Here is a 24091-nt window from a genome sequence, read left to right as displayed (position 1 = left end):
AAAGCGGTAAATTTTGCCCGTTTTGTGAGAATTCTCTTGATTATTACTCGCAAAATAACGCTTATTGCCGGTTGGCTGAACCAGAAGCCGCAATCAGTGTCTGACTGAGTCAGAACCGCTACACCGTCCCCGGAGCCACCGCGTTACATGAACAAAGTTAAATCGCTATCACAGCAGAATTTATCGTTATTGTTAGCGATCTATATCGGCATCTTTCTAAACCTGTCCGTTTTTTATCGCCGTTTTGATTCGCTGGCGCACGGCATTCAGGGAATTAAGCTTATTTCGGCGGTGACGGAAGTCATCGCTATCGTCCTGTTCACGTTCTTCATCATGCGGCTGGTGTCGCTCGGCGGCCGGCTGTTTTATCGCATCGTCGCCTCGCTGCTGGTGCTGATTTCGGTTGCCGCCAGCTACTACATGACGTTTTTCAACGTGGTGATCGGCTACGGCATCGTGGTGTCGGTGATGACCACCGATATCGATCTGTCGAAAGAGGTGGTCGGCCTGCATTTCGTGCTGTGGATGGTGGCGCTCAGCGCCTTGCCGCTGCTGCTGATCTGGAAAAACAGCCTGCGCTTCACCCTGATCGAACAGCTGAAAACCCCCGGTCACCGCATCAAACCGCTGCTGGTGTTGTTGGCGGTGGTGGCGTTGGTCTGGCTGCCGCTGCGCATGCTGGACGACGAGCAAAGCGTGCAGGAGAAGCTTTCCAACGTCGATCTGCCGAGCTACGGCGGCGTGGTGGCGCACTCGTACCTGCCGTCTAACTGGCTGTCGGCGCTGGGGCTGTTCGCCTATACCCGCTATGACGAAAGTCAGGATCAGAGCACGCTGTTCGATCCGGGCAAACACTTTACCTATGTGCCGCCGGCGGACATCGACGATACCTACGTGGTGTTCATCATCGGCGAGACCACGCGCTGGGATCACATGGGCATGCTGGGCTACGAGCGCGATACTACGCCGCGCCTGTCGAAAGAGAAGAATCTGGTGGCGTTCCGCGGCGAGTCGTGCGACACCGCCACCAAGCTGTCGCTGCGCTGCATGTTCGTGCGCGAAGGCGGCACCGAGGACAACCCGCAGCGCACGCTGAAAGAGCAAAACGTGTTCGCGGTGATGAAGGAACTGGGCTTCTCTTCCGAGCTGTTCGCCATGCAGAGTGAGGTGTGGTTCTACAACAACACCGAGGTGAACAACTATTCGTTCCGCGAGATGATCGCGTCCGAGAAGCGCAACGACGGCAAGGCGGTCGACGATATGCTGCTGGTGGACGAAATGAAGGAGTCGCTGGCGCGTTATCCGAAGGGCAAACACCTGGTGATCCTGCATACCAAAGGCTCGCACTACCTGTACTCGCAGCGTTATCCGCGCAGCTATGCGCGCTATCAGCCGGAGTGCATGGGGGTGGATGACTCCTGCACCAAGGCGCAGCTGATCAACGCCTTCGACAATACGGTGCTGTATACCGACAGCTTTATCAGTAATGTGATCGACCAGGTGCGGGACAAGAAGGCCATCGTGTTCTATGCCGCCGATCACGGCGAGTCGATCGGCGAGAATACGCACCTGCACGGCACGCCGCGCGAAATGGCGCCGCCGGAACAATTCCGCGTGCCGATGATGGTGTGGGCGTCGGACAAGTTCCTCGAGAACCCGCAGCACCTCAGCGCCTTTGAGCAACTGCAGGCGCAGCAACGCATCGGCAGAACGCATCGCCACGTCGAGCTGTTTGACACTATCCTCGGTTGCCTCGGTTACACCTCGCCGAACGGCGGCATCGTGGATAAAAACAACTGGTGCCATCTCCCGCAGAATAAAACGGCGCCTGCCAGCCTGTAATCCCTCCCGCCGGGTGCCTTGCGCACCCGGTAATTTCCGCCAATACATTCTCTTCATCAATTATTCCGGTGTGTGCATACGGTATACTTGCGCACTTCCCCTTCTAACCGGAGATTTCCATGACCCTGCGCGTGGCGTTTATCGACGATCATGACATTGTGCGTTCGGGCTTTGTGCAGCTGCTGTCGCTGGAGGCCGATATTCAGGTGGTGGGCGAGTTCAGCAGCGCGGCGCAGGCGCGCGCCGGCCTGCCGGGGCTGGAGGCGGAAATCTGCATTTGCGACATTTCGATGCCCGACGGCAGCGGGTTGGATCTGCTGGCGGACATTCCCTCCGGCATCCGCGTGGTGATGCTGTCGATGCACGATAATCCGGCGCTGGTGGAAATGGCGCTGGAACGCGGCGCCAGCGGCTTTCTCTCCAAGCGCTGCAAGCCGGAAGATCTGATCACCGCCGTGCGCACCGTCGCCGGCGGCGGCGTCTATCTGATGCCGGAAATCGCCCAGCAGCTGGCGCGGGTGAAGGTGGATCCGTTGACCCGCCGCGAGCGCGAGATCGCGCTATTGCTGGCGCAGGGCCAGGAGGTGCGCGAGATCGCCGCCGCGCTGGGGCTGTCGCCAAAGACGGTGCATGTGCATCGCGCCAACCTGTTCGCCAAGCTGGGCATCACCAATAACGTCGAGCTGGCCAGACGGATGCTGAACCTGTGACGCAGCGTCTGATCACCCAGCTGGCGCTGTTCTTCATTTATGCCGCCAGCGCATTTTGCCTGTGGGGCATTGGCACCGCGCTGATCGACCCGCCCTGGCAGGCGCTGTTGCTGTTCCCGTTCGGCCTGCGCATGGGCATTTTGCTGCAGAGCCCGTACCGTTTCTGGCCGGGGATCCTGCTGGCCGACCTGCTGCTGATGGCGCTGCTGGCGGACCAGTACGGCTACGGCCCGGCGCTGTGGGCGTCGGTGGCGGTGCTGGTGCTGACGGTGCTGCTCAGCCTGCTGGCCTCGCCGTGGCTGTTGCGCCATCAGCAGAGCGACAGCGAATGGCGCTGGCCGCTGTTGCAGGGCGCGGTGGTGGCCGCCGCCGCTTTGCTGCAGGCGCTTGTGTGGCAGCTGGTGAGCGGCGAAGGCGCCCGCGCGCTGCTGCTCGGCCTGACCGGCGGTTTCACCATCGCGCCGACTTGCCTGCTGTTGTGGCACTATCTGGCGCGCCAAATCTGGGTGCCGCTGGAGCCGGGGCTGATCCACAAGCCGGTGGAGCTGCGCCTGGGCCACCTGGCCAGTTATCTGCTGTTGTTTGCATTCAGCATCTGGCTGCAGCAGCAGGTTAACGCCGCCGAGCTGCGCCGCTTTGCGCCTTTCTGCCTGGCGATCCCGATCGTGTTCATGTCTTACCGCTATGGCTGGCAGGGCGCGCTGTTGGCGACGCTGCTCAACGGCGTGGCGTTGATGGTCAACGAGCCGCCGCAGCCCGAGTCGCACCGCGACTTGCTGTTGTCACTGCTGGCCCAAAGCCTGACCGGGCTGCTGCTGGGCGCCGGTATTCAGCGCCAGCGCGAACTGAATCAGCAGCTGCGGCTGCGGCTGGCGGAGAACCGGCAGCTGGCCCGGGCGCTGGTGACGGCGGAGGAACAAACCCGGCGCGAGGTGGCGCGCGAGCTGCACGATGAAGTGGGGCAGACCATCACCGTGATCCGCACACAGGCCAGCATCGTTAAACGCCTGGCGCCGGAGCCGGCGGTGATCGGCTGCGCCGACACCATCGATGCGTTAGCGCTGCGGGTCTACGATGGGGTGCACGATGTGCTGACCCAGCTGTGGCCGGCGGCGCTGAACAACCTGCCGCTGTCGGCGGCGGTGGCGGCGATGCTGCGGGAGTCGCTGCCGCAGGACGCCTCGCTGGTGAGCAGCATGCAGTGGCAGGTGCCGGACGAACTGCTGGATGAAACGCTGAAAATCACGCTGTACCGGGTGTGTCAGGAAGGGGTGACCAATGTGTGCCGCCACGCCGGCGCCAGCCGCCTGGAATTGGACGCGCGTCTGCAGCCGCGCAAAGGCGCCGCGCCGCAGATTGCCTTGACCATCCGCGATAACGGCGTGGGCTTCGATGCGGACCACCATCAGCCGGGGTACGGCCTGCGTGGCATGCAGGAGCGCATCAGCGCTCTCGGCGGCAGCCTGCGGCTCACCTCTGAGCGGGGCGCCTGTTTGAGTGTGATCTTGCCCACAGTTTCACCGGCGCAAGCGCAAAACTAGGAAAAACTCCTAACCGAGTCGGGAATCCGGCGTAAGCCTCCCGCGCGCGCGGGGAGCATCATAGCGGCACTTTATTCAATTCTCTGAGGTTCCACATGTGGTCTTTCCTTAAAAGCCGCCCGGATGCGCCGCAGGTCACCGATCAACGGCAGATCGACGCCAGCTACAAATACTGGCGCATCCAGCTGATGTGCACAATGTACATCGGCTACGCCGCGTTTTACTTCACGCGCAAAAGCTTCAACTTCATCATGCCGGCGATGCTGAGCGATCTGGGCCTGACGATGTCCGACGTCGGCATCCTCGGCACGCTGTTCTACATCACCTACGGCTGCTCGAAATTCATTTCCGGCATGATCAGCGATCGCTCCAACCCGCGTTACTTTATGGGGCTGGGCCTGATCATGACCGGGGTGCTGAATATCTTCTTCGGCCTCAGTTCGTCGTTGCTGATGCTCGGCACGCTGTGGATCCTCAATGCCTTCTTCCAGGGTTGGGGCTGGCCGCCGTGCTCCAAAATCCTCACCAGCTGGTATTCGCGCTCCGAGCGCGGCAGCTGGTGGGCGATTTGGAACACTTCGCACAACGTCGGCGGCGCGCTGATCCCGCTGCTGGTGGGCTTTATCTCGCTGCACTTCAGCTGGCGTTACGGCATGATCATTCCCGGCATCATCGGCGTGGTGCTCGGCCTGCTGATGTGCTGGCGCCTGCGCGACAAGCCCTCCACCCTGGGGCTGCCGAGCGTCGGCAAATGGCGCAACGACGCCATGGAGCTGGTGCAGGAATCGGAAGGCCAGGGGCTGAGCAACCGCGAGATCATCAAGCGCTACGTGCTGACCAACAAGTACATCTGGCTGCTGGCGGTCTCTTACGTGCTGGTGTACATCGTGCGCACCGCGATCAACGACTGGGGCAACCTCTACCTGACGCAGGAAAAGGGCTATTCGCTGATGACCGCCAACTCGGCCATTTCGCTGTTTGAAGTGGGCGGCTTTATCGGTTCGCTGGTGGCCGGTTGGGGTTCCGACAAGCTGTTCCGCGGCAACCGCGGCCCGATGAACCTGATCTTCGCCATCGGCATCTTCCTGTCGGTGGCGGCGCTGTGGCTGATGCCGGGCGTCACCTACCTGCTGCAGGCCTGCTGCTTCTTCGCCATCGGCTTCTTCATCTTCGGCCCGCAGATGCTGATCGGCATGGCGGCGGCGGAGTGCTCGCATAAAGATGCGGCGGGCGCGGCGACCGGTTTCGTCGGCCTGTTCGCCTACCTGGGCGCGGCGCTGTCCGGCTACCCGATCGCGCGGGTGATGGAAATCTGGCACTGGAACGGTTTCTTTGTGGTGATTTCCATCGCCGCCTGCCTGTCGGCGCTGTTCCTGCTGCCGTTCCTGCGTGCGCAGACGCCGGTGCTGAAAACCGCCAAAGCCTGAGTAAAATGCGCTGCGCAACCCCCGGCGCAGCGCATTATGGCGCTTTTATCACCACTTGAAATGCAGGGGAAAAAAAGTGATTGACGCCTATAACCGCCAGCAGTAAGATGCGCCCCGCATCGGCGAGTAGCGCAGCTTGGTAGCGCAACTGGTTTGGGACCAGTGGGTCGGAGGTTCGAATCCTCTCTCGCCGACCACCATTCGAAAAACCTGCTTTTTTAAAGCAGGTTTTTTTTCGTCTGCGGTTTATGAGGATGAGTACCTCCGCAGGAGGTTCGAGCCTCGCGAAGCGAGACAACGTTGCTTTAGCAACGGCCCGCAGGGCGCGCATCAACGATGCGCGTAATCCTCTCTCGCCGACCACCATTCGAAAAACCTGCTTTTTAAAGCAGGTTTTTTTTCGCCTGCAGTTTATGAGGATGAGCACCTCCTGCGATACGACCGGCTTCGCTTTATGGCACGTGTCAATCCGCCGGCCTCGTGAAATATATTTATCCTTTACGCTTAATTAATTCAAACTCCTTATTCCAGTTAGGTTCTTTTTCTCATATTTAAATAAATTCACGCTTGCTGAATAAAACCCAGTTGATTGCGCTCTTGTTTTCACGCCTTTTTTATTTATAGTCTGAATGTACGCGGCGGGAATGATTTTTTCCGTTACGTGGAAAAACGCTGTTTTTATTTGTTGACTTTAATCTTCGTGGATTATTGCGGAATTTTTTCGCTTCGGCAATGCGTAGCGACGATTAACTCTTTTATGTTTATCCTCTCGGAATAAAGGAATCAGTTATGCGCAAATTTAATAAACCGCTGTTGGCGCTCTTGATCGGCAGCACGCTGTGTTCCGCGGCGCAGGCCGCCGCGCCGGGCAAGCCGACCATCGCCTGGGGCAACACCAAGTTCGCCATCGTTGAAGTTGACCAGGCGGCCACCGCTTATAATAATTTGGTGAAGGTAAAAAATGCCGCCGATGTTTCCGTCTCCTGGAATTTATGGAATGGCGATGCGGGCACGACGGCCAAGATTTTATTAAATGGCAAAGAGGCGTGGAGCGGCCCTTCAACCGGTTCTTCCGGTACGGCGAATTTTAAAGTCAATAAAGGCGGCCGTTATCAAATGCAGGTGGCATTGTGCAATGCCGACGGCTGCACCGCCAGCGACGCCACTGAAATTGTGGTGGCCGACACCGACGGCAGCCATTTGGCGCCGTTGAAAGAGCCGCTGCTGGAAAAAAATAAACCGTATAAACAGAACTCCGGCAAAGTGGTCGGTTCTTATTTCGTCGAGTGGGGCGTTTACGGGCGCAATTTCACCGTCGACAAGATCCCGGCGCAGAACCTGACTCACCTGCTGTACGGCTTTATCCCGATCTGCGGCGGCAACGGCATCAACGACAGCCTGAAAGAGATCGAAGGCAGCTTCCAGGCGCTGCAGCGCTCCTGCCAGGGCCGCGAGGATTTCAAAGTCTCCATCCACGATCCGTTCGCCGCGCTGCAAAAAGCGCAGAAGGGCGTCACCGCCTGGGATGACCCCTACAAGGGCAACTTTGGCCAGCTGATGGCGCTGAAGCAGGCGCGTCCCGATCTGAAAATCCTGCCGTCGATCGGCGGCTGGACGCTGTCCGACCCGTTCTTCTTCATGGGCGACAAGGTGAAGCGCGATCGCTTCGTCGGCTCGGTGAAAGAGTTCCTGCAGACCTGGAAGTTCTTCGACGGCGTGGATATCGACTGGGAATTCCCGGGCGGCAAAGGCGCCAACCCGAATCTGGGCAGCCCTCAGGACGGGGAAACTTATGTGCTGCTGATGAAAGAACTGCGGGCGATGCTGGATCAGCTGTCGGCGGAAACCGGCCGCAAGTATGAGCTGACCTCCGCCATCAGCGCCGGCAAGGACAAGATCGACAAGGTGGCATACAACGTCGCGCAGAACTCGATGGATCACATCTTCCTGATGAGCTACGACTTCTACGGCGCCTTCGATCTGAAAAACCTGGGGCATCAGACCGCGCTGAATGCGCCGGCCTGGAAACCGGACACCGCCTACACCACGGTGAACGGCGTGAATGCGCTGCTGGCGCAGGGCGTCAAGCCGGGCAAGATCGTCGTCGGCACCGCCATGTATGGCCGCGGTTGGACCGGGGTGAACGGCTACCAGAACAACATTCCGTTCACCGGCACCGCCACCGGGCCGGTCAAAGGCACCTGGGAGAACGGCATCGTGGACTACCGCCAGATCGCCAGCCAGTTCATGAGCGGTGAGTGGCAGTACACCTACGACGCCACGGCGGAAGCGCCTTACGTGTTCAAACCTTCCACCGGCGATCTGATCACCTTTGACGATGCCCGCTCGGTGCAGGCCAAAGGCAAGTACGTGTTGGATAAGCAGCTGGGCGGCCTGTTCTCCTGGGAGATCGACGCGGACAACGGCGATATTCTCAACAGCATGAACGCCAGCCTGGGCAACAGCGCCGGCGTTCAATAATCGGTTGCAGTGCGTTGCCGGGGGATATCCTTTCGCCCCCGGCTTTTTCACCGCCGAAAGTTTTTTTACGCCGCACAGATTGTGGGCCTGCCCGGCGAAAAATGCGCTCATCGGACTCACCCTTTTGGGTAATCCTTCAGCATTTCCTTCTGTCTTTAACGGCGATCACAAAAATAACCGTTCAGATATTCATCGTTCAGCAACAAAGTTTTGGGGTTTTTTAGCGGAGTTTAAAACCAGTAAATTTATCAGGGTCAGACCAATGCGCTAAAAATGACCGCTTAGCATAAATTTTCATGCTGGAACTGTTAACAAAAGGTTTTTTTTATGTTTGTTTGCTGTTTCTCACAGTCTGCGTAAATCCCCACTGGTTATATTGACGACACCCCAAACAGTTGGCAACTTGATAGCCTCAGGGGTAAGAGCGAGAGTTGTTTGAGTGAATTCCACGCGCTCAGACGTCCCCGTCGCGATGCGTTCCATCCGGCATCCTCTCATCGTACGCCTTCTGCCTTCGGGCGCTGACCGCACAGGCCACGCAATAAAAAATACAGGTCTGGCGGCAATTACACACATCACATCACACAATGGAGCACTAACGATGACACGTTCCTTGGGTAAATCGGGGATTCTGAAATTCGGCATTGGGCTGATCGCGCTGACCGTGGCGGCCAGCGTACAGGCCAAGACGTTGGTTTACTGTTCTGAAGGTTCCCCGGAAGGGTTCAACCCGCAGCTGTTCACCTCCGGCACCACCTACGACGCCAGTTCGGTACCGATCTACAACCGCCTGGTCGAATTCAAAGTCGGCACCACCGAACTGCAGCCGGGCCTGGCTGAGAAGTGGGACGTCAGCGAAGACGGCAAAACCTATACCTTCCACCTGCGCAAAGGCGTGAAGTGGCAGAGCAGCAAAGATTTCAAACCGACGCGCGACTTCAACGCCGACGACGTGGTGTTCTCCTTCGAACGCCAGTTGGATGCCAATAACGCCTACCACAAAGTGTCCGGCGGCAGTTACGAATACTTTGAAGGCATGGACATGCCGAAGCTGATCGCCAAGATCGAAAAAGTAGACGACAACACCGTGCGTTTCGTGCTGAACCGCCCGGAGGCGCCGTTCCTGGCTGACCTGGGCATGGACTTCGCGTCCATCCTGTCCGCCGAATACGCTGACGTCATGATGAAAGCCGGTACGCCGGAAAAAGTCGACCTGAACCCGATCGGCACCGGTCCGTTCCAGCTGCTGCAATACCAGAAAGACTCCAAAATCCTGTACAAGGCGTTCGACGGTTTCTGGGGCACCAAGCCGAAGATCGATCGTCTGGTGTTCTCCATCACGCCTGACGCTTCCGTGCGTTACGCCAAGCTGCAGAAAAACGAATGCCAGGTGATGCCGTTCCCGAACCCGGCCGATATCGCCCGCATGAAGCAGGACAAATCCATCAACCTGATGGAGCAGCCGGGGCTGAACGTGGGTTACCTGTCGTTCAACACCGAGAAAAAACCGCTGGATAACGTGAAGGTGCGTCAGGCGTTGACCATGGCGGTCAACAAGCAGGCGATCATCGACGCGGTTTATCAGGGCGCGGGCCAGGCGGCCAAGAACCTGATCCCGCCGACCATGTGGGGCTATAACGACGCGGTGCAGGATTACGCTTACGATCCGGCCAAGGCGAAAGAACTGCTGAAAGAAGCGGGCATGGCCGATGGTTTCAGCATCGACCTGTGGGCGATGCCGGTACAGCGTCCTTACAACCCGAACGCGCGCCGCATGGCGGAAATGATCCAGGCCGACTGGGCCAAGATCGGCGTGAAAGCCAAAATCGTGACCTATGAGTGGGGTGAATACCTCAAGCGCGCCAAAGCGGGCGAGCACCAGACGGTGATGATGGGCTGGACCGGCGACAACGGGGATCCGGACAACTTCTTCGCCACGCTGTTCAGCTGCGCGGCGGCGAAAGACGGCTCCAACTACTCCCGCTGGTGCTACAAGCCGTTTGAAGATCTGATTCAACCGGCGCGCGCCGAGTCCAACCACGACAAACGCATCGAACTGTACAAGCAGGCGCAGGTGGTGATGCACGATCAGGCTCCGGCGCTGATCGTCGCGCACTCCACCGTGTATGAGCCTGTGCGTAAGGAAGTGAAGGGCTACGTCGTGGATCCGCTCGGCAAGCATCACTTCGAGAATGTCTCTGTAGACTGATTCCGACCTAAACCGGAGATGCACGAATGGACTTGCAGGGGCGCAACAGGTTTGCGCCTCTGCTGACCAGTCTCCGGCGTATGGCCGTTGGATCGTTCAAAGGCATGTGAGCGTTAATAAGCCTGGCGGACGATGAGCTGCCGGGCATTGATACAGAGAGTTCGGGATATGTTGCAGTTCATACTCCGACGTTTGGGGTTAGTTATCCCAACGTTTATCGGCATTACATTGCTGACTTTTGCATTCGTCCATATGATCCCCGGCGACCCGGTGACCATCATGGCCGGGGAACGCGGTATCTCCGCCGAGCGCCACGCGCAGCTGATGGCGGAAATGGGGCTGGACAAGCCGCTCTATCAACAATATTTCTCCTACGTGTCCAACGTGCTGCACGGCGATCTGGGCACCTCACTCAAAAGCCGCATCTCCGTCTGGAGCGAGTTCGTTCCGCGTTTTCAGGCCACGCTGGAGCTAGGCCTGTGCGCGATGATCTTCGCGGTGCTGGTGGGCATCCCGGTCGGGGTGCTGGCGGCGGTCAAACGCGGCTCGGTCTTCGACCATACCGCGGTGGGCATCTCGCTGACCGGCTATTCGATGCCGATTTTCTGGTGGGGCATGATGCTGATCATGCTGGTGTCGGTGCAGCTTAACCTGACGCCGGTGTCGGGGCGCATCAGCGACACGGTATTCCTTGACGACAGCCACCCGCTGACCGGCTTCATGCTGATAGACACCCTGATCTGGGGCGAACCGGGCGACTTTATCGATGCGGTGATGCACATGATCCTGCCGGCCATCGTGCTGGGCACCATCCCGCTGGCGGTGATCGTGCGCATGACCCGCTCCTCGATGCTGGAGGTGTTGGGCGAAGACTATATCCGCACCGCGCGCGCCAAGGGCGTGAGCCGCATGCGGGTGATCGTCGTTCACGCGCTGCGCAACGCGCTGCTGCCGGTGGTGACGGTGATCGGGCTGCAGGTCGGCACCATGCTGGCCGGCGCCATTCTGACCGAAACCATCTTCTCCTGGCCGGGTCTGGGCCGCTGGCTGATCGACGCGCTGCAGCGCCGTGATTACCCGGTAGTGCAGGGCGGGGTGTTGCTGGTCGCCTGTATGATCATTCTGGTTAACCTGCTGGTAGACGTGCTCTACGGCGTGGTCAACCCGCGTATTCGCCACAAGAAATAAGGGGCGCTCTCATGTCTCAAATCACTGAGTCTGCAGTTAAAGGTGCGCCGAAGCCGATGACCCCGTTTCAGGAGTTCTGGCACTATTTCAAGCGCAATAAAGGGGCCGTGGTCGGCCTGGTGTATATCGTTTGGATGCTGGTGATCGCGCTCGGCGCCGGGGTGCTGGCGCCGCATGCGCCGGCGGACCAGTTCCGCGACGCGCTGCTCAAGCCGCCGGTGTGGCAGGAGGGCGGCAGTTGGCAATACATCCTGGGCACCGACGACGTGGGCCGCGATGTGCTGTCGCGCCTGATGTACGGCGCGCGCCTGTCGCTGCTGGTCGGTTGTCTGGTGGTGGTGCTGTCGCTGGTCATGGGCGTGGTGTTCGGCCTGCTGGCCGGCTACTTCGGCGGCGCGGTGGACGCGGTGATCATGCGCGTCGTCGACATCATGCTGGCCCTGCCGAGCCTGCTGCTGGCGCTGGTGCTGGTGGCGGTATTCGGACCGTCGATCGTCAACGCCTCGCTGGCGCTCACCTTCGTCGCCTTGCCGCACTATGTGCGTCTGACGCGCGCGGCGGTGCTGGCGGAGGTGAACCGCGATTACGTCACCGCTTCGCGGGTGGCGGGCGCCGGCGCGCTGCGTCAGATGTTCGTCAATATTCTGCCTAACTGCCTGGCGCCCTTGATCGTTCAGGCTTCTCTCGGTTTCTCGAACGCCATTCTCGACATGGCCGCTCTCGGCTTTCTGGGCATGGGCGCGCAACCGCCGACGCCGGAGTGGGGCACCATGCTCTCCGACGTGTTGCAGTTCGCGCAAAGCGCCTGGTGGGTAGTGACCTTCCCCGGCCTGGCGATCCTGCTGACGGTGCTGGCATTCAACCTGATGGGGGACGGTTTGCGTGACGCTCTCGACCCCAAACTCAAGCAGTAACAGAGGACGAGAGAGATGGCGTTATTGAATGTAGACAAGCTTTCGGTGCACTTCGGTGACGAAGGCACCCCGTTCCGCGCGGTAGACCGCATCAGTTACAGCGTGGATCAAGGTCAGGTGGTCGGCATCGTCGGTGAATCCGGCTCCGGCAAATCCGTCAGTTCGCTGGCGATCATGGGCCTGATCGATTTTCCCGGCAAAGTGATGGCCGACAAGCTGGAGTTCAACGGCCAGGACTTGCGCAAGATCTCCGAAAAAGAGCGCCGCCAGCTGGTGGGCTCCGAAGTGGCGATGATCTTCCAGGATCCGATGACCAGCCTGAACCCGTGCTACACCGTCGGTTATCAGATTATGGAGGCGCTGAAGGTGCATCAGGGCGGCAACCGCCGCACCCGCCGCCAGCGCGCTATCGACCTGCTGACGCAGGTGGGGATTCCCGATCCGGCCTCGCGGCTGGACGTGTACCCGCATCAGCTTTCCGGCGGCATGAGTCAGCGCGTGATGATCGCCATGGCTATCGCCTGTCGGCCGAAGCTGCTGATCGCCGATGAGCCGACGACCGCGCTCGACGTGACCATCCAGGCGCAGATCATCGAACTGCTGCTGGATCTGCAGCAGCGCGAGAACATGGCGCTGTTGCTGATCACCCACGATTTGGCGCTGGTGGCGGAAGCGGCACATCACATCATCGTGATGTACGCCGGCCAGGTGGTGGAATCCGGCAAAGCGGCGGAGATTTTCCGCGCGCCGCGCCACCCGTACACCCAGGCGCTGCTGCGCGCGCTGCCGGAGTTCGCCGCCGACAAGGCGCGGCTGGCTTCGCTGCCGGGCGTGGTGCCGGGCAAATACGATCGCCCGACCGGCTGCCTGCTCAATCCGCGTTGTCCGTACGCCAACGAGCGCTGCCGTAACGAGGAGCCGGAACTGCGCAGCATTCCCGGCCGTCAGGTTAAATGTCACACACCGCTGGATGATGCGGGGAGGCCGACCGTATGAGCCAGAATCAACCTTTACTGCAGGCGATCGACCTGAAAAAGCATTACCCGGTGAAAAAGGGCCTGTTCGCGCCGGAGCGGCTGGTCAAGGCGCTGGACGGCGTGTCGTTCACTCTGGAGCGCGGTAAAACGCTGGCGGTGGTCGGTGAGTCGGGCTGCGGCAAATCCACGCTCGGCCGCCTGCTGACGATGATCGAAGTACCGACCGGCGGCGAGCTGTACTACCAGGGACAGGATCTGCTGAAGCCGGACGTTTCCGCCGAGAAATTGCGGCGCCAGAAGATCCAAATCGTGTTCCAGAATCCTTACGGATCGCTCAACCCGCGCAAGAAGGTCGGGCAGATCCTCGAGGAGCCGCTGTTGATCAACACCTCGCTCAGCGCCGCCGAACGGCGGGAAAAAGCGCTGGAGATGATGGCGAAGGTCGGCCTAAAGACCGAGCATTACGATCGCTATCCGCACATGTTCTCCGGCGGCCAGCGTCAGCGTATCGCCATCGCCCGCGGGCTGATGTTGAATCCGGACGTGGTGATCGCCGATGAGCCGGTGTCGGCGTTGGACGTGTCGGTGCGCGCGCAGGTGCTGAACCTGATGATGGATCTACAGCAGGAGCTGGGGCTGTCCTACGTGTTCATCTCGCACGATCTGTCGGTGGTGGAACACATCGCCGATGAAGTGATGGTGATGTACCTGGGCCGCTGCGTGGAAAAGGGCAGCAAAGAGGCGATCTTCAACAACCCGCGCCATCCGTACACCCAGGCGCTGCTCTCGGCGACGCCGCGGTTGAACCCGGATATGCGCCGCGAGCGCATCAAGCTGACCGGCGAACTGCCCAGCCCGATGAACCCGCCGCCGGGCTGCGCATTCAATGCCCGCTGCCGCCGCGCCTTCGGCACCTGCGTACAGCTGCAGCCGCAGCTGAAGCAGTACGGTGAGCAGATGGTGGCCTGTTTTGCGGTCGATCAGGACGAACATCCGGGGGCGTAAAGCGTCGGATTTCACCGCATAAACCCACGCCGGCTTAACGCCGGCGTTTTTTATTATTTAATCAATCAGTTAATCGAATCGCTTTTCAGGGCATTATTGAATGCTTAACGAAAATCTGACGAATGCTTATTTTTATAGGAATTTTCGCAATGAATTAATAAGCGAATAAAAAATTTAACGGGTGGTGAGTAATAATATTTTTGCCAGATGTTTAACTTCGCCTTTTGTCGGACTTGCTCAATAAAAAAAGCACGCCGTCGGCGTGCTTTGGGTCGATAAGGCCGCGCTTATTGCGGATAAGGCACCCAATCGCCGCCGTTCAGGCGAATGTAAGGTTTCCCCTGATATTGCATCACGATGGCGTTGTCGTTTTCGGAGATGACCGGCGTCTGCGGCAGCCCTTGCGTCAGCGCCTGCCAGTCGACGCTGGACTCGCTGAAGACTTTGCCGTCCACCAGACGTGATACCAGCTCCGACAGCGCCAGATAGCTGCTCGGCGTTTTGATCTGCAGCGGGCTGCCCTGATGCGGCGCCTTCATGCCGATCAGTTTGATACCGACCGGCGTATGGGTGATGTTCGGGCTGGGGATATCGCGCAGGCCGGACATTTGCATCTTGTCACCCACCAACGCCGCGCCGTGCTCCGGCACGATCACCACCACCACTTTGCGGCCGGATTTTTCCAGCTGATCGAGGAAGGTGTTCAGCTGATCGAACAGCTTCTGCGCGCGCGGCTGATAGTCGGCGCTCTTGTTAGAGCCGACGAAGCGGTTGCCGTCGTGCAGCGGAATGACGTTGAAGAAGGTGGCGGTGCGGGCGTCTCCGGCTTTTTGCTGCTGATCCAGCCAGCGGGTCAGCAATTCCAGATCGTTATAAATCGGCTCGCCGTCGAACGACGTCAGTTCGTTGCCGACGCCGGCCTGCGACATCAGCGGCGCCTGCATATCCCCCTGTTCACGCAGCTCTTTCAGGAAGTTGCCGAACACCCCGGAGTGATCGAGCATCAGCTGTTCCTTGAAGCCGAGCTTCGCCAGGTTGTCGAACAGGTAACACTGCTGGTTCACCGGCTGGTACAGATCGTGATGCGAAAGCTGGCCGCAGCTGGCGCGCAGCAACCGTATGGCCGCCGGGCCGCTGTAGGCGGTGGCCGAGTTGAAGCTGTCGAACATGATATCCATCTTCGACCACAGCGGATGATTCTGCAGGTTGACCGCCTCCATATCGGCCCAGGCCAGCGAGCAGATGTTGATCACCAACAGATCGAACGGTTGGGCGTCGGCGGGCAAAGTGGCCGGGAACGCGGTGGCGCGGCCTTTTTCCCGCTCGTAGAACTGGTTCAGATAGGCCGTCAGGTTGGCGCTGGTCGGCGGCAGGCTGTCTGCCGGCGCATTATCTCCTGCCGTCGGCGCGGCCGTGGCCGGCGTGCCGGCGCCGCCGGCGGCAGCCGTGGAACTGGCGGGCAGCAGTGAGACCGCCGGCCCGGCGATGTTGACGATATTGAGCCACACCAGCGCGGCCACGGTGAACACCGTAACGCGCACCCACTGGGCGACGAACAGGTAGGCGATAAGCAACACGAAGGCGGCGCCGACCATCTGCCAGTTGATAAAGCGGCTGACCAGCTCCAGCAGGTACTGGGCGCTGAAGCCGGCCAGCTGAGAGCCCTGGCTGAGAATGCTGTTGATGCCCGGCAGCCAGGTATCGTGGTAGAACAACGCGATGCCGATCGGGATGGCGAGGTAATGGCGCCAGCGGTGCAGCCGCGGCGAGGGGATCGGCATCAGCAGATAGGCCATGAACACCAGGTTCGGTAGCGCGTGGAAATTCAGGTAGCCGAACCACAGCAGGGCGAATTTCGCCAGAAAGTAGAGGTTCCAGCCACCCAGCCCGCGCCAGTAGCGCCACAGAGCGTTATCGGATTGCGTATTTGAGTTTGGATTCATGGCTGCTTCTTATGACGTTTAATCTGGGAGGATGAGCCTGTGCGCACCCATAAACCGGCGGATTTCAAATAGCGCGGCGATAACAACAGGTTTTGCCAGTATTGACGCAAATGCGGAAAACGCCGGTGAAAGGCGTAGCCCAGCGGAATGAAGACCAGCGCGCACAGCAAGATCAGTTGCAGGATGTCGTTAAGGTTCAGCATGCTTTTCCTCCTGCGGGCCAAGCGGCAGCGTGAAAGCGATCGGCTGGCGGCGTTCTGCGGGCTCTGCGGCCGTCACCACGGGGGGCGGCGGCGCGACGCCCGCGGCGCCGGTGGCGGTAAGCTGCCAGCGCCCCTGAGCCATGCGTTTGATTTCCGAAATGATATCGACATCCTGGTGCCACACCACCCGGTTGCTGAAGGCTTCATCCACCGGCAGGCGGAAGATGAACTTCAGCGCGGTGTTCAGATCGTTGATGCGGCAGGTGGAGAGGAACAGCACCAGGCGCCCCTGCACCACGGTCATCACGTCGCCGAAACGCCGCAGGTGGCACAGGGTCATCGCCTGTTCGGCGCGCAGGCCGGTGGCCGGGCGCAACGCCACCATCACGCCTTTGCCGTCCTCGGGCAGCAAGGTGTTGGCCATCAGCGAAAGCACCGCCTGGCTAAACGGTTCCGGCCGCATGTAGCCTTTCAGCTGCAGCGGACGCAGCCCGGCCAGCAGCGCATCGATGTCGGCGGGCACGTGACGTGAGAAGCGCTGCCCCTGGATGCCTTCAAGCATGGTCAGAAAACGCGACAGCGGCGCGACGTGCGGCACGATCAGGTTGGCGCCGCAGGCCAGCAGCAGCCGTTCGTCGCTGTAGCGCAGGCTGGCGCTCATCTCGCGCACCGCGATTTTCAGGCCGTTGCCGCGGCTGCGGCGCAGGGTGTGGATTTGGTGCGCCAGATGATCGATTTGGTCGCTTTGATACAACGCGAAAATCAACGTCGCCGAGAGTCTCAGCATGCCGTGCTGCGCCAGTTCGTCGTTGCTCTCCAACAGCTGCCAGTTGGCGGACAGCGGCGGTGCGCCTTCCAGGATGCTGCGCTCGGCCAGATACTGGCCTTCGTCGCTGCGCAAGGCGGTGGGGGAGGGTTGGCTATTTTCCTCCTCGCCCTGCCAACCGCCTTCCGCCGCATACAGCGTCAGCAGCTGATTGGCGTTGATGCCGTTTTCGGTGCTCCACCAGTTCACCAGGTATTGCGCGCTGTCCTGCTGCCATTGCAGGCTGGACAGGCCGTTCAGGATGCGGTGCTGTGTGCTGAGCTGCCCTTTGAGCTTATTGATGCCGCCGCCGTGGCTGAGGATCAATAGCGTACACCCCTGCCGCCGCAGCCAGGCGGCGAGGGTGCGCGTCCATTCGCGCAGTTCTTCGGTGGTGAAGGTTTGCCACAGGCTGGCGTGGGCCAGCAGGATAAGTAAGCGATTTTGCGGCCGCAGGGCGCGCATCAGATCGTCGCTCAACTGCGCCAGCGCGGCTTTTTTCTCCGGTAGTTGATACAGCGGCAGCTTCTGCAAAGCGGGCGCAGCCAGCTCGGCCAGCAGGCGATCGGGTTTGTCTCCGCTGCAGATCAGGGCGAGCTTGCGGGTGGCCGGCTGGGCGGCGATGGCCTGGCGACACAACAGCGCGGCGTCGCTTTGCCTGTCGATATTGATCCAATAAAGCCCGGGGGCCTGCATCACCGACAGCTCTTCCCAAATCTGCCGAATGCCTAGAGAAAAAGAGTGCGCCATAGGATGTGTTCTACTTTCGTTGAAAGCCGACTAAAGGCGTTTATATTTAAAGATAGCCATTTTTACGCTGGCAATAACAAATCTCCGATGCTCTTCAATAATATTTGTTGAGAATCATCTTATTGCCTGTCTCTTTTTGTATCGTTGCTATAGTTAATTAACATAGCCTATTTTCGCCAAGGCGGAAGAATGAATAACGCACCCAGCCATTTTCGTGCAGCGGCGCCGGAGGAGAGCCAGGATGACCTGCAGGCGCTCAGCCAGGCTTTTTCATTACCAAAATTAAGCTATGTCGATATTTCGCGGCAGGAGCGGTTAACGCAAATGATGACGCGCTGGCCGCTGCTGGCCGAATTGGCGCAAAACGCGGGGAGCCACTGATCTATGCCGGCGATCGCGCTGCAAGGGTTGCGGGGTGGAATGGGGACGACGTCAGTCACGGCGGCGCTCGCCTGGGCGTTGCGCCAGCTTGGCGAGTCGGTGCTGGCGATAGACTTTACGCCGGACAATCTGCTGCGCCTGCATTTCAACACGCCGTTCGAACTGGCGCGCGGCTGGGCACGCGCGGAACAGGACGGCGGCGGTTGGCGGGAAGGCGCGCTGCGTTATTGCGAAAACCTCGACTTTTTACCGTTTGGCCGCCTGAATGCGGCGGAACGGCTGGAAGTGCAACATCGGTGTCAGGCGCATCCCGATCGCTGGCGCGATAATTTGCGTCAGCTGATGGCCGGCGATCCGCAGCGCTGGATCCTGCTGGACGTCCCGGTCGGGGATGGCGTTTTGGCGCAGCAGGCATTGCAACTGGCCGACAGCGTGTTCGTGCTGTTGAACCCCGACGCCAACTGCCAGGTGCGGCTCCATCAGCAGGCGCTGCCGCACGCAAGTCATTTCCTGATTAACCATTACTCTTCGGCCAGCCGGCTGCAGCAGGATTTGCATCAGCTGTGGCTGCAAACGCTGAGCGGCCTGTTGCCGGTGGTTATCCACCGCGATGAAGCGCTGGCGGAAGCGCTGGCGGCCAAACAGCCGCTGGGCGAGTACCGCCCCGAGAGCCTGGCGGCGGATGAAGTGCTGACGCTGGCCAACTGGTGCCTGATCAACCTCAAACGGGGCATTGCGCCATGAGTCGGGTGCTGAGCCTGCTGCTGGTGCCGCCGGTGCGCCAGGCGGTGCAGGCGCGTTACCGCGCCTATCGCCGCAGCGGGGCGTCGGCGCTGACCGCCTTTTTCACTACGCTGTTGGTGGCGCTGGGGTGGATGCTGCTGCGTTTGGAGTCACCGGCCTGGCGGCGCGTGCGCGCCGGCCGCGCTTACTGGTTCCCGCATCTGTCCGCCGAACGCCCCCGCCCGGCGGATGCGCTGCGCTATTTGCTGCAGGGGGCGTGGCTGCTGCTGTTCCGCAGCGGCCGCGCGCCGGTGCAGCGCGATTATTTCGCCGGTTGGCGGCGGCTGCAGCAGCGCTATGCCGACTGGCTGCAGGGCTTGCCGCAGCGGCTGAAAAACGCCGGCGTGGAACAGCGCTCGGTAGAGCGACTCGGCCGCATGAACCGCGGATTGCGGCGCGCGCTGTTCATTCTGGTCGGCGTGCTGGCGGCGATCCTCGCCATGCTGTGCATCTCGCAACCGTTCGATCTGTCGGCGCAGTTCGTGTTCGTTCTGCTGCTGTGGGGGATCGCGATGGTGGTGCGCCGGGTGCCGGGGCGCTTGCCTGCGTTGATGCTGATCGTGCTGTCGTTGACCGTCTCCTGCCGTTACCTGTGGTGGCGCTATACCGCCACGCTGAACTGGGACGATCCGCTCAGCCTGGTATGCGGCCTGCTGTTGCTGGTGGCGGAAACTTACGCCTGGGTGGTGTTGGTGCTGGGCTATTTCCAGACTATCTGGCCGCTTAACCGCCAGCCGGTGCCGTTGCCCGAAGACAGCGCCACCTGGCCGACCATCGATCTGATGGTGCCGACCTACAACGAAGACCTCGGGGTGGTGAAGCCCACCATCTATGCGGCGCTGGGCATCGACTGGCCGAAAGAGAAAGTGAACATCTATATCCTTGATGACGGCAATCGCCCCGAGTTCCGGGCGTTCGCCGCCGAGGTGGGAGTGAAGTACATCGCCAGGCCGACTCACGAACACGCCAAGGCCGGCAACATCAACAACGCGCTGAAGCAGGCCACCGGCGAGTTCGTGGCGATTTTCGACTGCGACCATGTCCCGACGCGCTCCTTCCTGCAGCTGACCATGGGGTGGTTCTTCAAAGACAAAAAGCTGGCGATGCTGCAGACCCCGCACCACTTCTTCTCGCCGGATCCCTTCGAGCGCAACCTTGGCCGCTTCCGTCAGACGCCCAACGAGGGCACTTTGTTCTACGGGCTGGTGCAGGACGGCAACGACATGTGGGACGCCACCTTCTTCTGTGGCTCTTGCGCCATCCTGCGCCGCAGCGCGCTGGACGAAATCGGCGGCATCGCGGTGGAAACCGTCACCGAAGACGCCCATACCTCGCTGCGTTTGCACCGGCGCGGGCATACCTCGGCCTATATCCGCATTCCGCAGGCCGCCGGGCTGGCGACCGAAAGCCTGTCGGCGCACATCGGCCAGCGCATTCGCTGGGCGCGCGGCATGGTGCAGATCTTCCGGCTCGACAACCCGTTGCTGGGCAAGGGGCTGAAACTGGCGCAGCGCCTGTGCTACGCCAACGCCATGCTGCACTTCCTGTCGGGCATCCCGCGGCTGATCTTCCTCACCGCGCCGCTGGCGTTTTTGCTGTTGCATGCCTACATCATCTTTGCGCCGGCGCTGGCGATCGCGCTTTACGTGCTGCCGCACATGATCCACGCCAGCCTGACCAACTCGCGCATCCAGGGGAAATACCGCCATTCGTTCTGGAGCGAAATCTATGAAACGGTGTTGGCCTGGTATATCGCGCGGCCGACGACGGTGGCGCTGTTCAATCCGCACAAGGGCAAATTCAACGTGACCGCCAAGGGCGGGCTGGTGGAGGAGGAGCACGTCGACTGGGTGATCACCCGGCCTTACATGTTCCTGGTGGTTCTTAACCTCGCCGGGCTGGCGTTCGGCGCCTGGCGTCTGGCCTATGGCCCGACGGACGAGGTGATGACGGTGATCATCAGCCTGGTGTGGGTGCTGTACAACATGACCATTCTCGGCGGCGCGGTGGCGGTGGCGGTGGAAGCCAAACAGGTGCGTCAGGCGCACCGCGTGGAGATCGCCATGCCGGCGGCGATCGCGCGTGCCGACGGCCATCTCTACCCCTGCACGCTGCGCGATTACTCCGATGGCGGCGTGGGCATCGAGATGCGGGTGGCGGACACGTTGAAAGAAGGCGACAAGGCCTCGCTGCTGCTCAAACGCGGCCAGCAGGAGTACAGCTTCCCCTGCGTGGTGACGCGCGCCTTCGGCAACAAGGTGGGGGTGCGTCTGGTCAGTCTTTCCACCCGCGAACACATCGATTTTATTCAGTGCACCTTCGCCCGCGCCGATACCTGGGCGCTGTGGCAGGACGGGTTCCCTGAAGACCGGCCGATCGAAAGCCTGCGCGACGTGCTGGCGCTGGGCTTCCGCGGCTATGTGCGCATGGCGGACTACGCGCCGCCGCTGGTACGCGGTCTGCTGGTCGGGGTCACGTCGCTGACCGCCTGGGTAGTGTCGTTTATTCCGCGCGGCGTCGGCAGGGATCCGACCTTGGGTCAACAAGAAACCGTGGGTTAGCTGCGAGTTCAACCGCCCGCTCACTCGCCCGGTGAACAGGCTCCAACATTGATGATGATACGATGACGAGAAAAATAACCTGGTTAACTGCTCTGGCCTTAGGCATCAGCACCCTGTCGCAGGCCGAAACCGCCACCGCGCCGACCGTGGCGGCCCAGCCGCCGATCGCCGCGGCGGCCGATACGGCGACCGCGCCACCGCCGGCCGCCGCGCCGCAGGATCCGAATGCGCCGGTGCGCGACGTGTCGCTGCCGTTTGCGCAGATAGCGCCGCCGCCGGGCAGCTTTGTTCTGCGCGGCACCCGGCCGGACGGGCAGATCGAATTCGGCGTGCGCAGCGATGAGGTGGTCTCGCAGGCGATGCTCGACCTGGAATTTACGCCGTCGCCGGCGTTGATCCCGGTCGAGTCGCACGTCAAGGTCTACCTGAACGACGAGCTGATGGGCGTGACCACGATCGCCAAGGAGCAGTTGGGCAAGCCCAATCGCATCCAGATGGCGATCGATCCGCGCTATATTACCGATTTTAACCGCGTCCGGCTGGTGTTCGTCGGCCATTATCAGAACATCTGCGAAAACCCGGCCAGCACTTCGCTGTGGCTCGACGTCAGCAAATCGAGCGCGCTGAAGCTGCGCTTCCAGACGCTGCCGGTGAAAAACGAGCTGTCGCACTTCCCTGAGCCGTTCTTCGACAGCCGCGACAATCGGCCGCTGACGCTGCCGATGGTGTTCGCCGGCCAGCCGGATCTGGCCCAGCAGCGCGCGGCGGGCATTCTGGCTTCCTGGTTCGGCAGCAAGGCGCAGTGGCGCGGGCAATCCTTCCCGACGCTGTATAACGCGCTGCCGACGCAGCACGCGGTGGTGTTCGCCACCAATAAGCAGCGCCCGGATTTCCTGCGCGATTACCCGGCGGTCAACGGCCCGACGGTGGAGATGATCAGCCACCCCGACAATCCCTACGTCAAACTGCTGCTGATTCAGGGGCGTGACGACAACGATTTGATCACCGCGGTGAAGGGCATCGCGCAGGGCGACATTCTGTTCCGCGGCCAGAACGTGACGGTGGACAAGGTGGAACAGCTGGCGCCGCGCCAGCCTTACGACGCGCCGAACTGGGTGCGCACCGATCGGCCGATGACCTTCGCCGAACTGCAGCAATACGCCGAACAGCTGCAAACCAGCGGCATCGAGCCCGGCCCGATTTCATTGACCATGAACCTGCCGCCGGATCTGTTCCTGATCCGCAGCACCGGCATCGACATGCACCTGAAATACCGTTATACCGCGCCGCGCATTCAGGACGGTTCGCGGCTGAGCGTCAGCCTGAACAACCAGTTCGTGCAGGCTTACTCGCTGGTGCCGGAACACGAGCAGGGGGCGCAGCTGCTGCGCCTGCCGTTGACGCAGGGGCTGCTCGATTCCGACAAGAACGTCAGTATCCCGGCGCTGCGGCTGGGTGCCACCAACCAGCTGCGCTTTGACTTTGACTACACCACGCTGCTGGCCAGCGGCGCGGAAGGGCGCTGCGAAACCTACTCCTTCACGCAAAACCACGCGGTGATCGACGGCGCGTCTACCATCGATTTCTCCGGCTACCGCCACTTTATGGCGATGCCGGACCTGCGCGCCTTCGCCAACGCCGGCTTCCCGTTCAGCCGCCTGGCGGATCTTTCACAAACGCTGGTGTTGGTGAACCAGAAACCGCAGCCGGCACAGGTCAGTGCGCTGCTGAACGCGCTCGGCGTGATCGGCGCGCAAACCGGCTACCCGGCGCTGGCCTTCACGCTGAGCGACGACTGGTCGCAGGCCAAGGATCGTGACGACGATATCCTGATGGTCGGCACCATTCCGCAGGCGCTGCGCGACGACAAGAAAATCAGCCTGCTGGTGGACGCGACCCAAAGCTGGGTGAAACAGCCGACGCGCCAACCGCCGCTGCCCAGCTCGGAAGTGCTGGCGGAGGACGCCAAGCCGGACAGCAAGACCACCGTCAGTTCCGAGGGGGCGATGTCGGCGATCATTGGCGTGCAGTCGCCGTTCAACGACCAGCGCAGCATCGTGGCGCTGTTGGCGGACAGCCCGCGCGGCTATGAGCTGCTGAACAATGCCCTGCTGGACAGCGGCAAGCGCGCCGCGGTGTTCGGCTCGGTGGCGGTGATCCGCGAATCGGGGGTCAACAGCCTGCGCGTCGGCGATGTTTACTATGTCGGTCACCTGCCTTGGTGGGAGCGGCTTTGGTATGCCCTCTCCACGCATCCGGTCCTGCTGGCGGTGCTCGCGGTGGTGCTGGTGGTGATCCTGGGGTTGATGCTGTGGCGCGGCCTGAAGGCCTTCAGCCGGCGGCGTCTGGCGCCTGAAGATCGGGATTGACG

17 protein-coding genes, 1 tRNA gene and 1 other RNA gene are annotated in these 24091 nt (G+C 61.0%); 16 read left to right on the top strand and 3 right to left on the bottom strand.

Annotation, left to right across the window (positions count from 1 at the left end; translation table 11 throughout):
- Positions 1-147 precede the first annotated feature (147 nt).
- The 12 genes from eptB (at position 148) to dppF (ending at position 14294) form a co-directional block, all read left to right on the top strand.
- Positions 148-1842: a kdo(2)-lipid A phosphoethanolamine 7''-transferase gene (eptB, locus tag H7A77_RS13365; protein WP_042783428.1), complete on the top strand. Its 1695-nt coding sequence runs from the start codon at positions 148-150 to the stop codon at positions 1840-1842.
- Between the two features lie 119 nt (positions 1843-1961).
- Positions 1962-2552 (top strand): transcriptional regulator UhpA, encoded by a 591-nt coding sequence (gene uhpA, locus H7A77_RS13360; RefSeq protein WP_033645065.1) that lies wholly within the window; start codon positions 1962-1964, stop codon positions 2550-2552.
- The gene (uhpB, locus tag H7A77_RS13355) at positions 2549-4093 is read left to right on the top strand and encodes a signal transduction histidine-protein kinase/phosphatase UhpB (protein ID WP_033652277.1); all 1545 of its coding nucleotides are present in this window, start codon (positions 2549-2551) and stop codon (positions 4091-4093) included. Before uhpA ends, uhpB begins: the two co-directional genes overlap by 4 nt.
- 95 nt (positions 4094-4188) lie before the next feature.
- A complete protein-coding gene (locus H7A77_RS13350; protein ID WP_033645063.1) occupies positions 4189-5520 on the top strand; it encodes an MFS transporter in 1332 nt (443 codons plus the stop codon).
- 120 nt (positions 5521-5640) lie between these two features.
- A tRNA-Pro gene (locus H7A77_RS13345) sits at positions 5641-5717 on the top strand.
- 37 nt (positions 5718-5754) lie between these two features.
- Positions 5755-5883, top strand: a non-coding RNA gene (locus H7A77_RS13340) — RtT sRNA.
- 426 nt (positions 5884-6309) lie between these two features.
- Positions 6310-8001 carry a glycosyl hydrolase family 18 protein gene (locus tag H7A77_RS13335; protein ID WP_033645062.1) on the top strand — a complete coding sequence of 564 codons (1692 nt, stop codon included), beginning with the start codon at positions 6310-6312 and terminating at the stop codon, positions 7999-8001.
- Positions 8002-8602: 601 nt separating this feature from the next.
- A complete protein-coding gene (gene dppA, locus H7A77_RS13330) occupies positions 8603-10210 on the top strand; it encodes a dipeptide ABC transporter periplasmic-binding protein DppA (protein WP_033652448.1) in 1608 nt (535 codons plus the stop codon).
- Between the two features lie 168 nt (positions 10211-10378).
- Entirely contained in the window at positions 10379-11398 is a 1020-nt protein-coding gene (gene dppB, locus H7A77_RS13325; RefSeq protein ID WP_033645060.1) for a dipeptide ABC transporter permease DppB, read from the top strand.
- Between the two features lie 11 nt (positions 11399-11409).
- Positions 11410-12312, top strand: coding sequence for a dipeptide ABC transporter permease DppC (dppC, locus tag H7A77_RS13320; RefSeq protein ID WP_182074298.1), 903 nt, complete (start codon positions 11410-11412; stop codon positions 12310-12312).
- 15 nt (positions 12313-12327) lie between these two features.
- Positions 12328-13308 carry a dipeptide ABC transporter ATP-binding protein gene (gene dppD / locus H7A77_RS13315; protein WP_033645058.1) on the top strand — a complete coding sequence of 327 codons (981 nt, stop codon included), beginning with the start codon at positions 12328-12330 and terminating at the stop codon, positions 13306-13308.
- Positions 13305-14294, top strand: coding sequence for a dipeptide ABC transporter ATP-binding subunit DppF (gene dppF, locus H7A77_RS13310; protein ID WP_015376237.1), 990 nt, complete (start codon positions 13305-13307; stop codon positions 14292-14294). Before dppD ends, dppF begins: the two co-directional genes overlap by 4 nt.
- A gap of 287 nt (positions 14295-14581) precedes the next feature.
- Here dppF and bcsG read toward each other — a convergent pair whose 3' ends face one another.
- The 3 genes from bcsG to bcsE are packed head-to-tail and all read right to left on the bottom strand — an operon-like array spanning position 14582 to position 17995.
- Complete coding sequence (gene bcsG / locus H7A77_RS13305) at positions 14582-16237, bottom strand: cellulose biosynthesis protein BcsG (protein ID WP_033645057.1); 1656 nt, start codon at positions 16235-16237, stop codon at positions 14582-14584.
- Positions 16234-16440 (bottom strand): cellulose biosynthesis protein BcsF, encoded by a 207-nt coding sequence (bcsF, locus tag H7A77_RS13300; protein ID WP_033645228.1) that lies wholly within the window; start codon positions 16438-16440, stop codon positions 16234-16236. The genes bcsG and bcsF overlap by 4 nt, the downstream gene beginning before the upstream one ends.
- Complete coding sequence (bcsE, locus tag H7A77_RS13295; protein WP_060660090.1) at positions 16427-17995, bottom strand: cellulose biosynthesis protein BcsE; 1569 nt, start codon at positions 17993-17995, stop codon at positions 16427-16429. The genes bcsF and bcsE overlap by 14 nt, the downstream gene beginning before the upstream one ends.
- Positions 17996-18184: 189 nt before the next feature.
- Here bcsE and bcsR point away from each other — a divergent pair, with 189 nt between their 5' ends.
- The 4 genes from bcsR (at position 18185) to bcsB (ending at position 24089) form a co-directional block, all read left to right on the top strand.
- The gene (gene bcsR / locus H7A77_RS13290; protein WP_033645055.1) at positions 18185-18376 is read left to right on the top strand and encodes a cellulose biosynthesis protein BcsR; all 192 of its coding nucleotides are present in this window, start codon (positions 18185-18187) and stop codon (positions 18374-18376) included.
- 3 nt (positions 18377-18379) lie between these two features.
- Complete coding sequence (bcsQ, locus tag H7A77_RS13285; protein ID WP_033645054.1) at positions 18380-19120, top strand: cellulose biosynthesis protein BcsQ; 741 nt, start codon at positions 18380-18382, stop codon at positions 19118-19120.
- Positions 19117-21720 carry a UDP-forming cellulose synthase catalytic subunit gene (gene bcsA, locus H7A77_RS13280; RefSeq protein WP_033645053.1) on the top strand — a complete coding sequence of 868 codons (2604 nt, stop codon included), beginning with the start codon at positions 19117-19119 and terminating at the stop codon, positions 21718-21720. The genes bcsQ and bcsA overlap by 4 nt, the downstream gene beginning before the upstream one ends.
- A 62-nt stretch (positions 21721-21782) precedes the next feature.
- A complete protein-coding gene (bcsB, locus tag H7A77_RS13275; RefSeq protein WP_182074297.1) occupies positions 21783-24089 on the top strand; it encodes a cellulose biosynthesis cyclic di-GMP-binding regulatory protein BcsB in 2307 nt (768 codons plus the stop codon).
- Positions 24090-24091: the final 2 nt, after the last annotated feature.

The organism is Serratia sp. ME47 (assembly GCF_903970925.1).
Taxonomy (GTDB): Bacteria; Pseudomonadota; Gammaproteobacteria; order Enterobacterales; family Enterobacteriaceae; genus Serratia; species Serratia ureilytica.
This window is presented reverse-complemented; position numbering and strand designations above follow the sequence as displayed.

What these genes read in the sequence shown, in the direction of transcription:
- eptB (WP_042783428.1), top strand. Translation starts at nt 148, where the DNA reads ATGAACAAAGTTAAATCGCTATCACAGCAGAATTTATCGTTATTGTTA.
- uhpA (WP_033645065.1), top strand. Translation starts at nt 1,962, where the DNA reads ATGACCCTGCGCGTGGCGTTTATCGACGATCATGACATTGTGCGTTCG.
- H7A77_RS13350 (WP_033645063.1), top strand. Translation starts at nt 4,189, where the DNA reads ATGTGGTCTTTCCTTAAAAGCCGCCCGGATGCGCCGCAGGTCACCGAT.
- H7A77_RS13335 (WP_033645062.1), top strand. Translation starts at nt 6,310, where the DNA reads ATGCGCAAATTTAATAAACCGCTGTTGGCGCTCTTGATCGGCAGCACG.
- dppA (WP_033652448.1), top strand. Translation starts at nt 8,603, where the DNA reads ATGACACGTTCCTTGGGTAAATCGGGGATTCTGAAATTCGGCATTGGG.
- dppB (WP_033645060.1), top strand. Translation starts at nt 10,379, where the DNA reads ATGTTGCAGTTCATACTCCGACGTTTGGGGTTAGTTATCCCAACGTTT.
- dppC (WP_182074298.1), top strand. Translation starts at nt 11,410, where the DNA reads ATGTCTCAAATCACTGAGTCTGCAGTTAAAGGTGCGCCGAAGCCGATG.
- dppD (WP_033645058.1), top strand. Translation starts at nt 12,328, where the DNA reads ATGGCGTTATTGAATGTAGACAAGCTTTCGGTGCACTTCGGTGACGAA.
- dppF (WP_015376237.1), top strand. Translation starts at nt 13,305, where the DNA reads ATGAGCCAGAATCAACCTTTACTGCAGGCGATCGACCTGAAAAAGCAT.
- bcsG (WP_033645057.1), bottom strand. Translation starts at nt 16,237, where the DNA reads ATGAATCCAAACTCAAATACGCAATCCGATAACGCTCTGTGGCGCTAC.
- bcsF (WP_033645228.1), bottom strand. Translation starts at nt 16,440, where the DNA reads ATGCTGAACCTTAACGACATCCTGCAACTGATCTTGCTGTGCGCGCTG.
- bcsE (WP_060660090.1), bottom strand. Translation starts at nt 17,995, where the DNA reads ATGGCGCACTCTTTTTCTCTAGGCATTCGGCAGATTTGGGAAGAGCTG.
- bcsR (WP_033645055.1), top strand. Translation starts at nt 18,185, where the DNA reads ATGAATAACGCACCCAGCCATTTTCGTGCAGCGGCGCCGGAGGAGAGC.
- bcsQ (WP_033645054.1), top strand. Translation starts at nt 18,380, where the DNA reads ATGCCGGCGATCGCGCTGCAAGGGTTGCGGGGTGGAATGGGGACGACG.
- bcsA (WP_033645053.1), top strand. Translation starts at nt 19,117, where the DNA reads ATGAGTCGGGTGCTGAGCCTGCTGCTGGTGCCGCCGGTGCGCCAGGCG.
- bcsB (WP_182074297.1), top strand. Translation starts at nt 21,783, where the DNA reads ATGACGAGAAAAATAACCTGGTTAACTGCTCTGGCCTTAGGCATCAGC.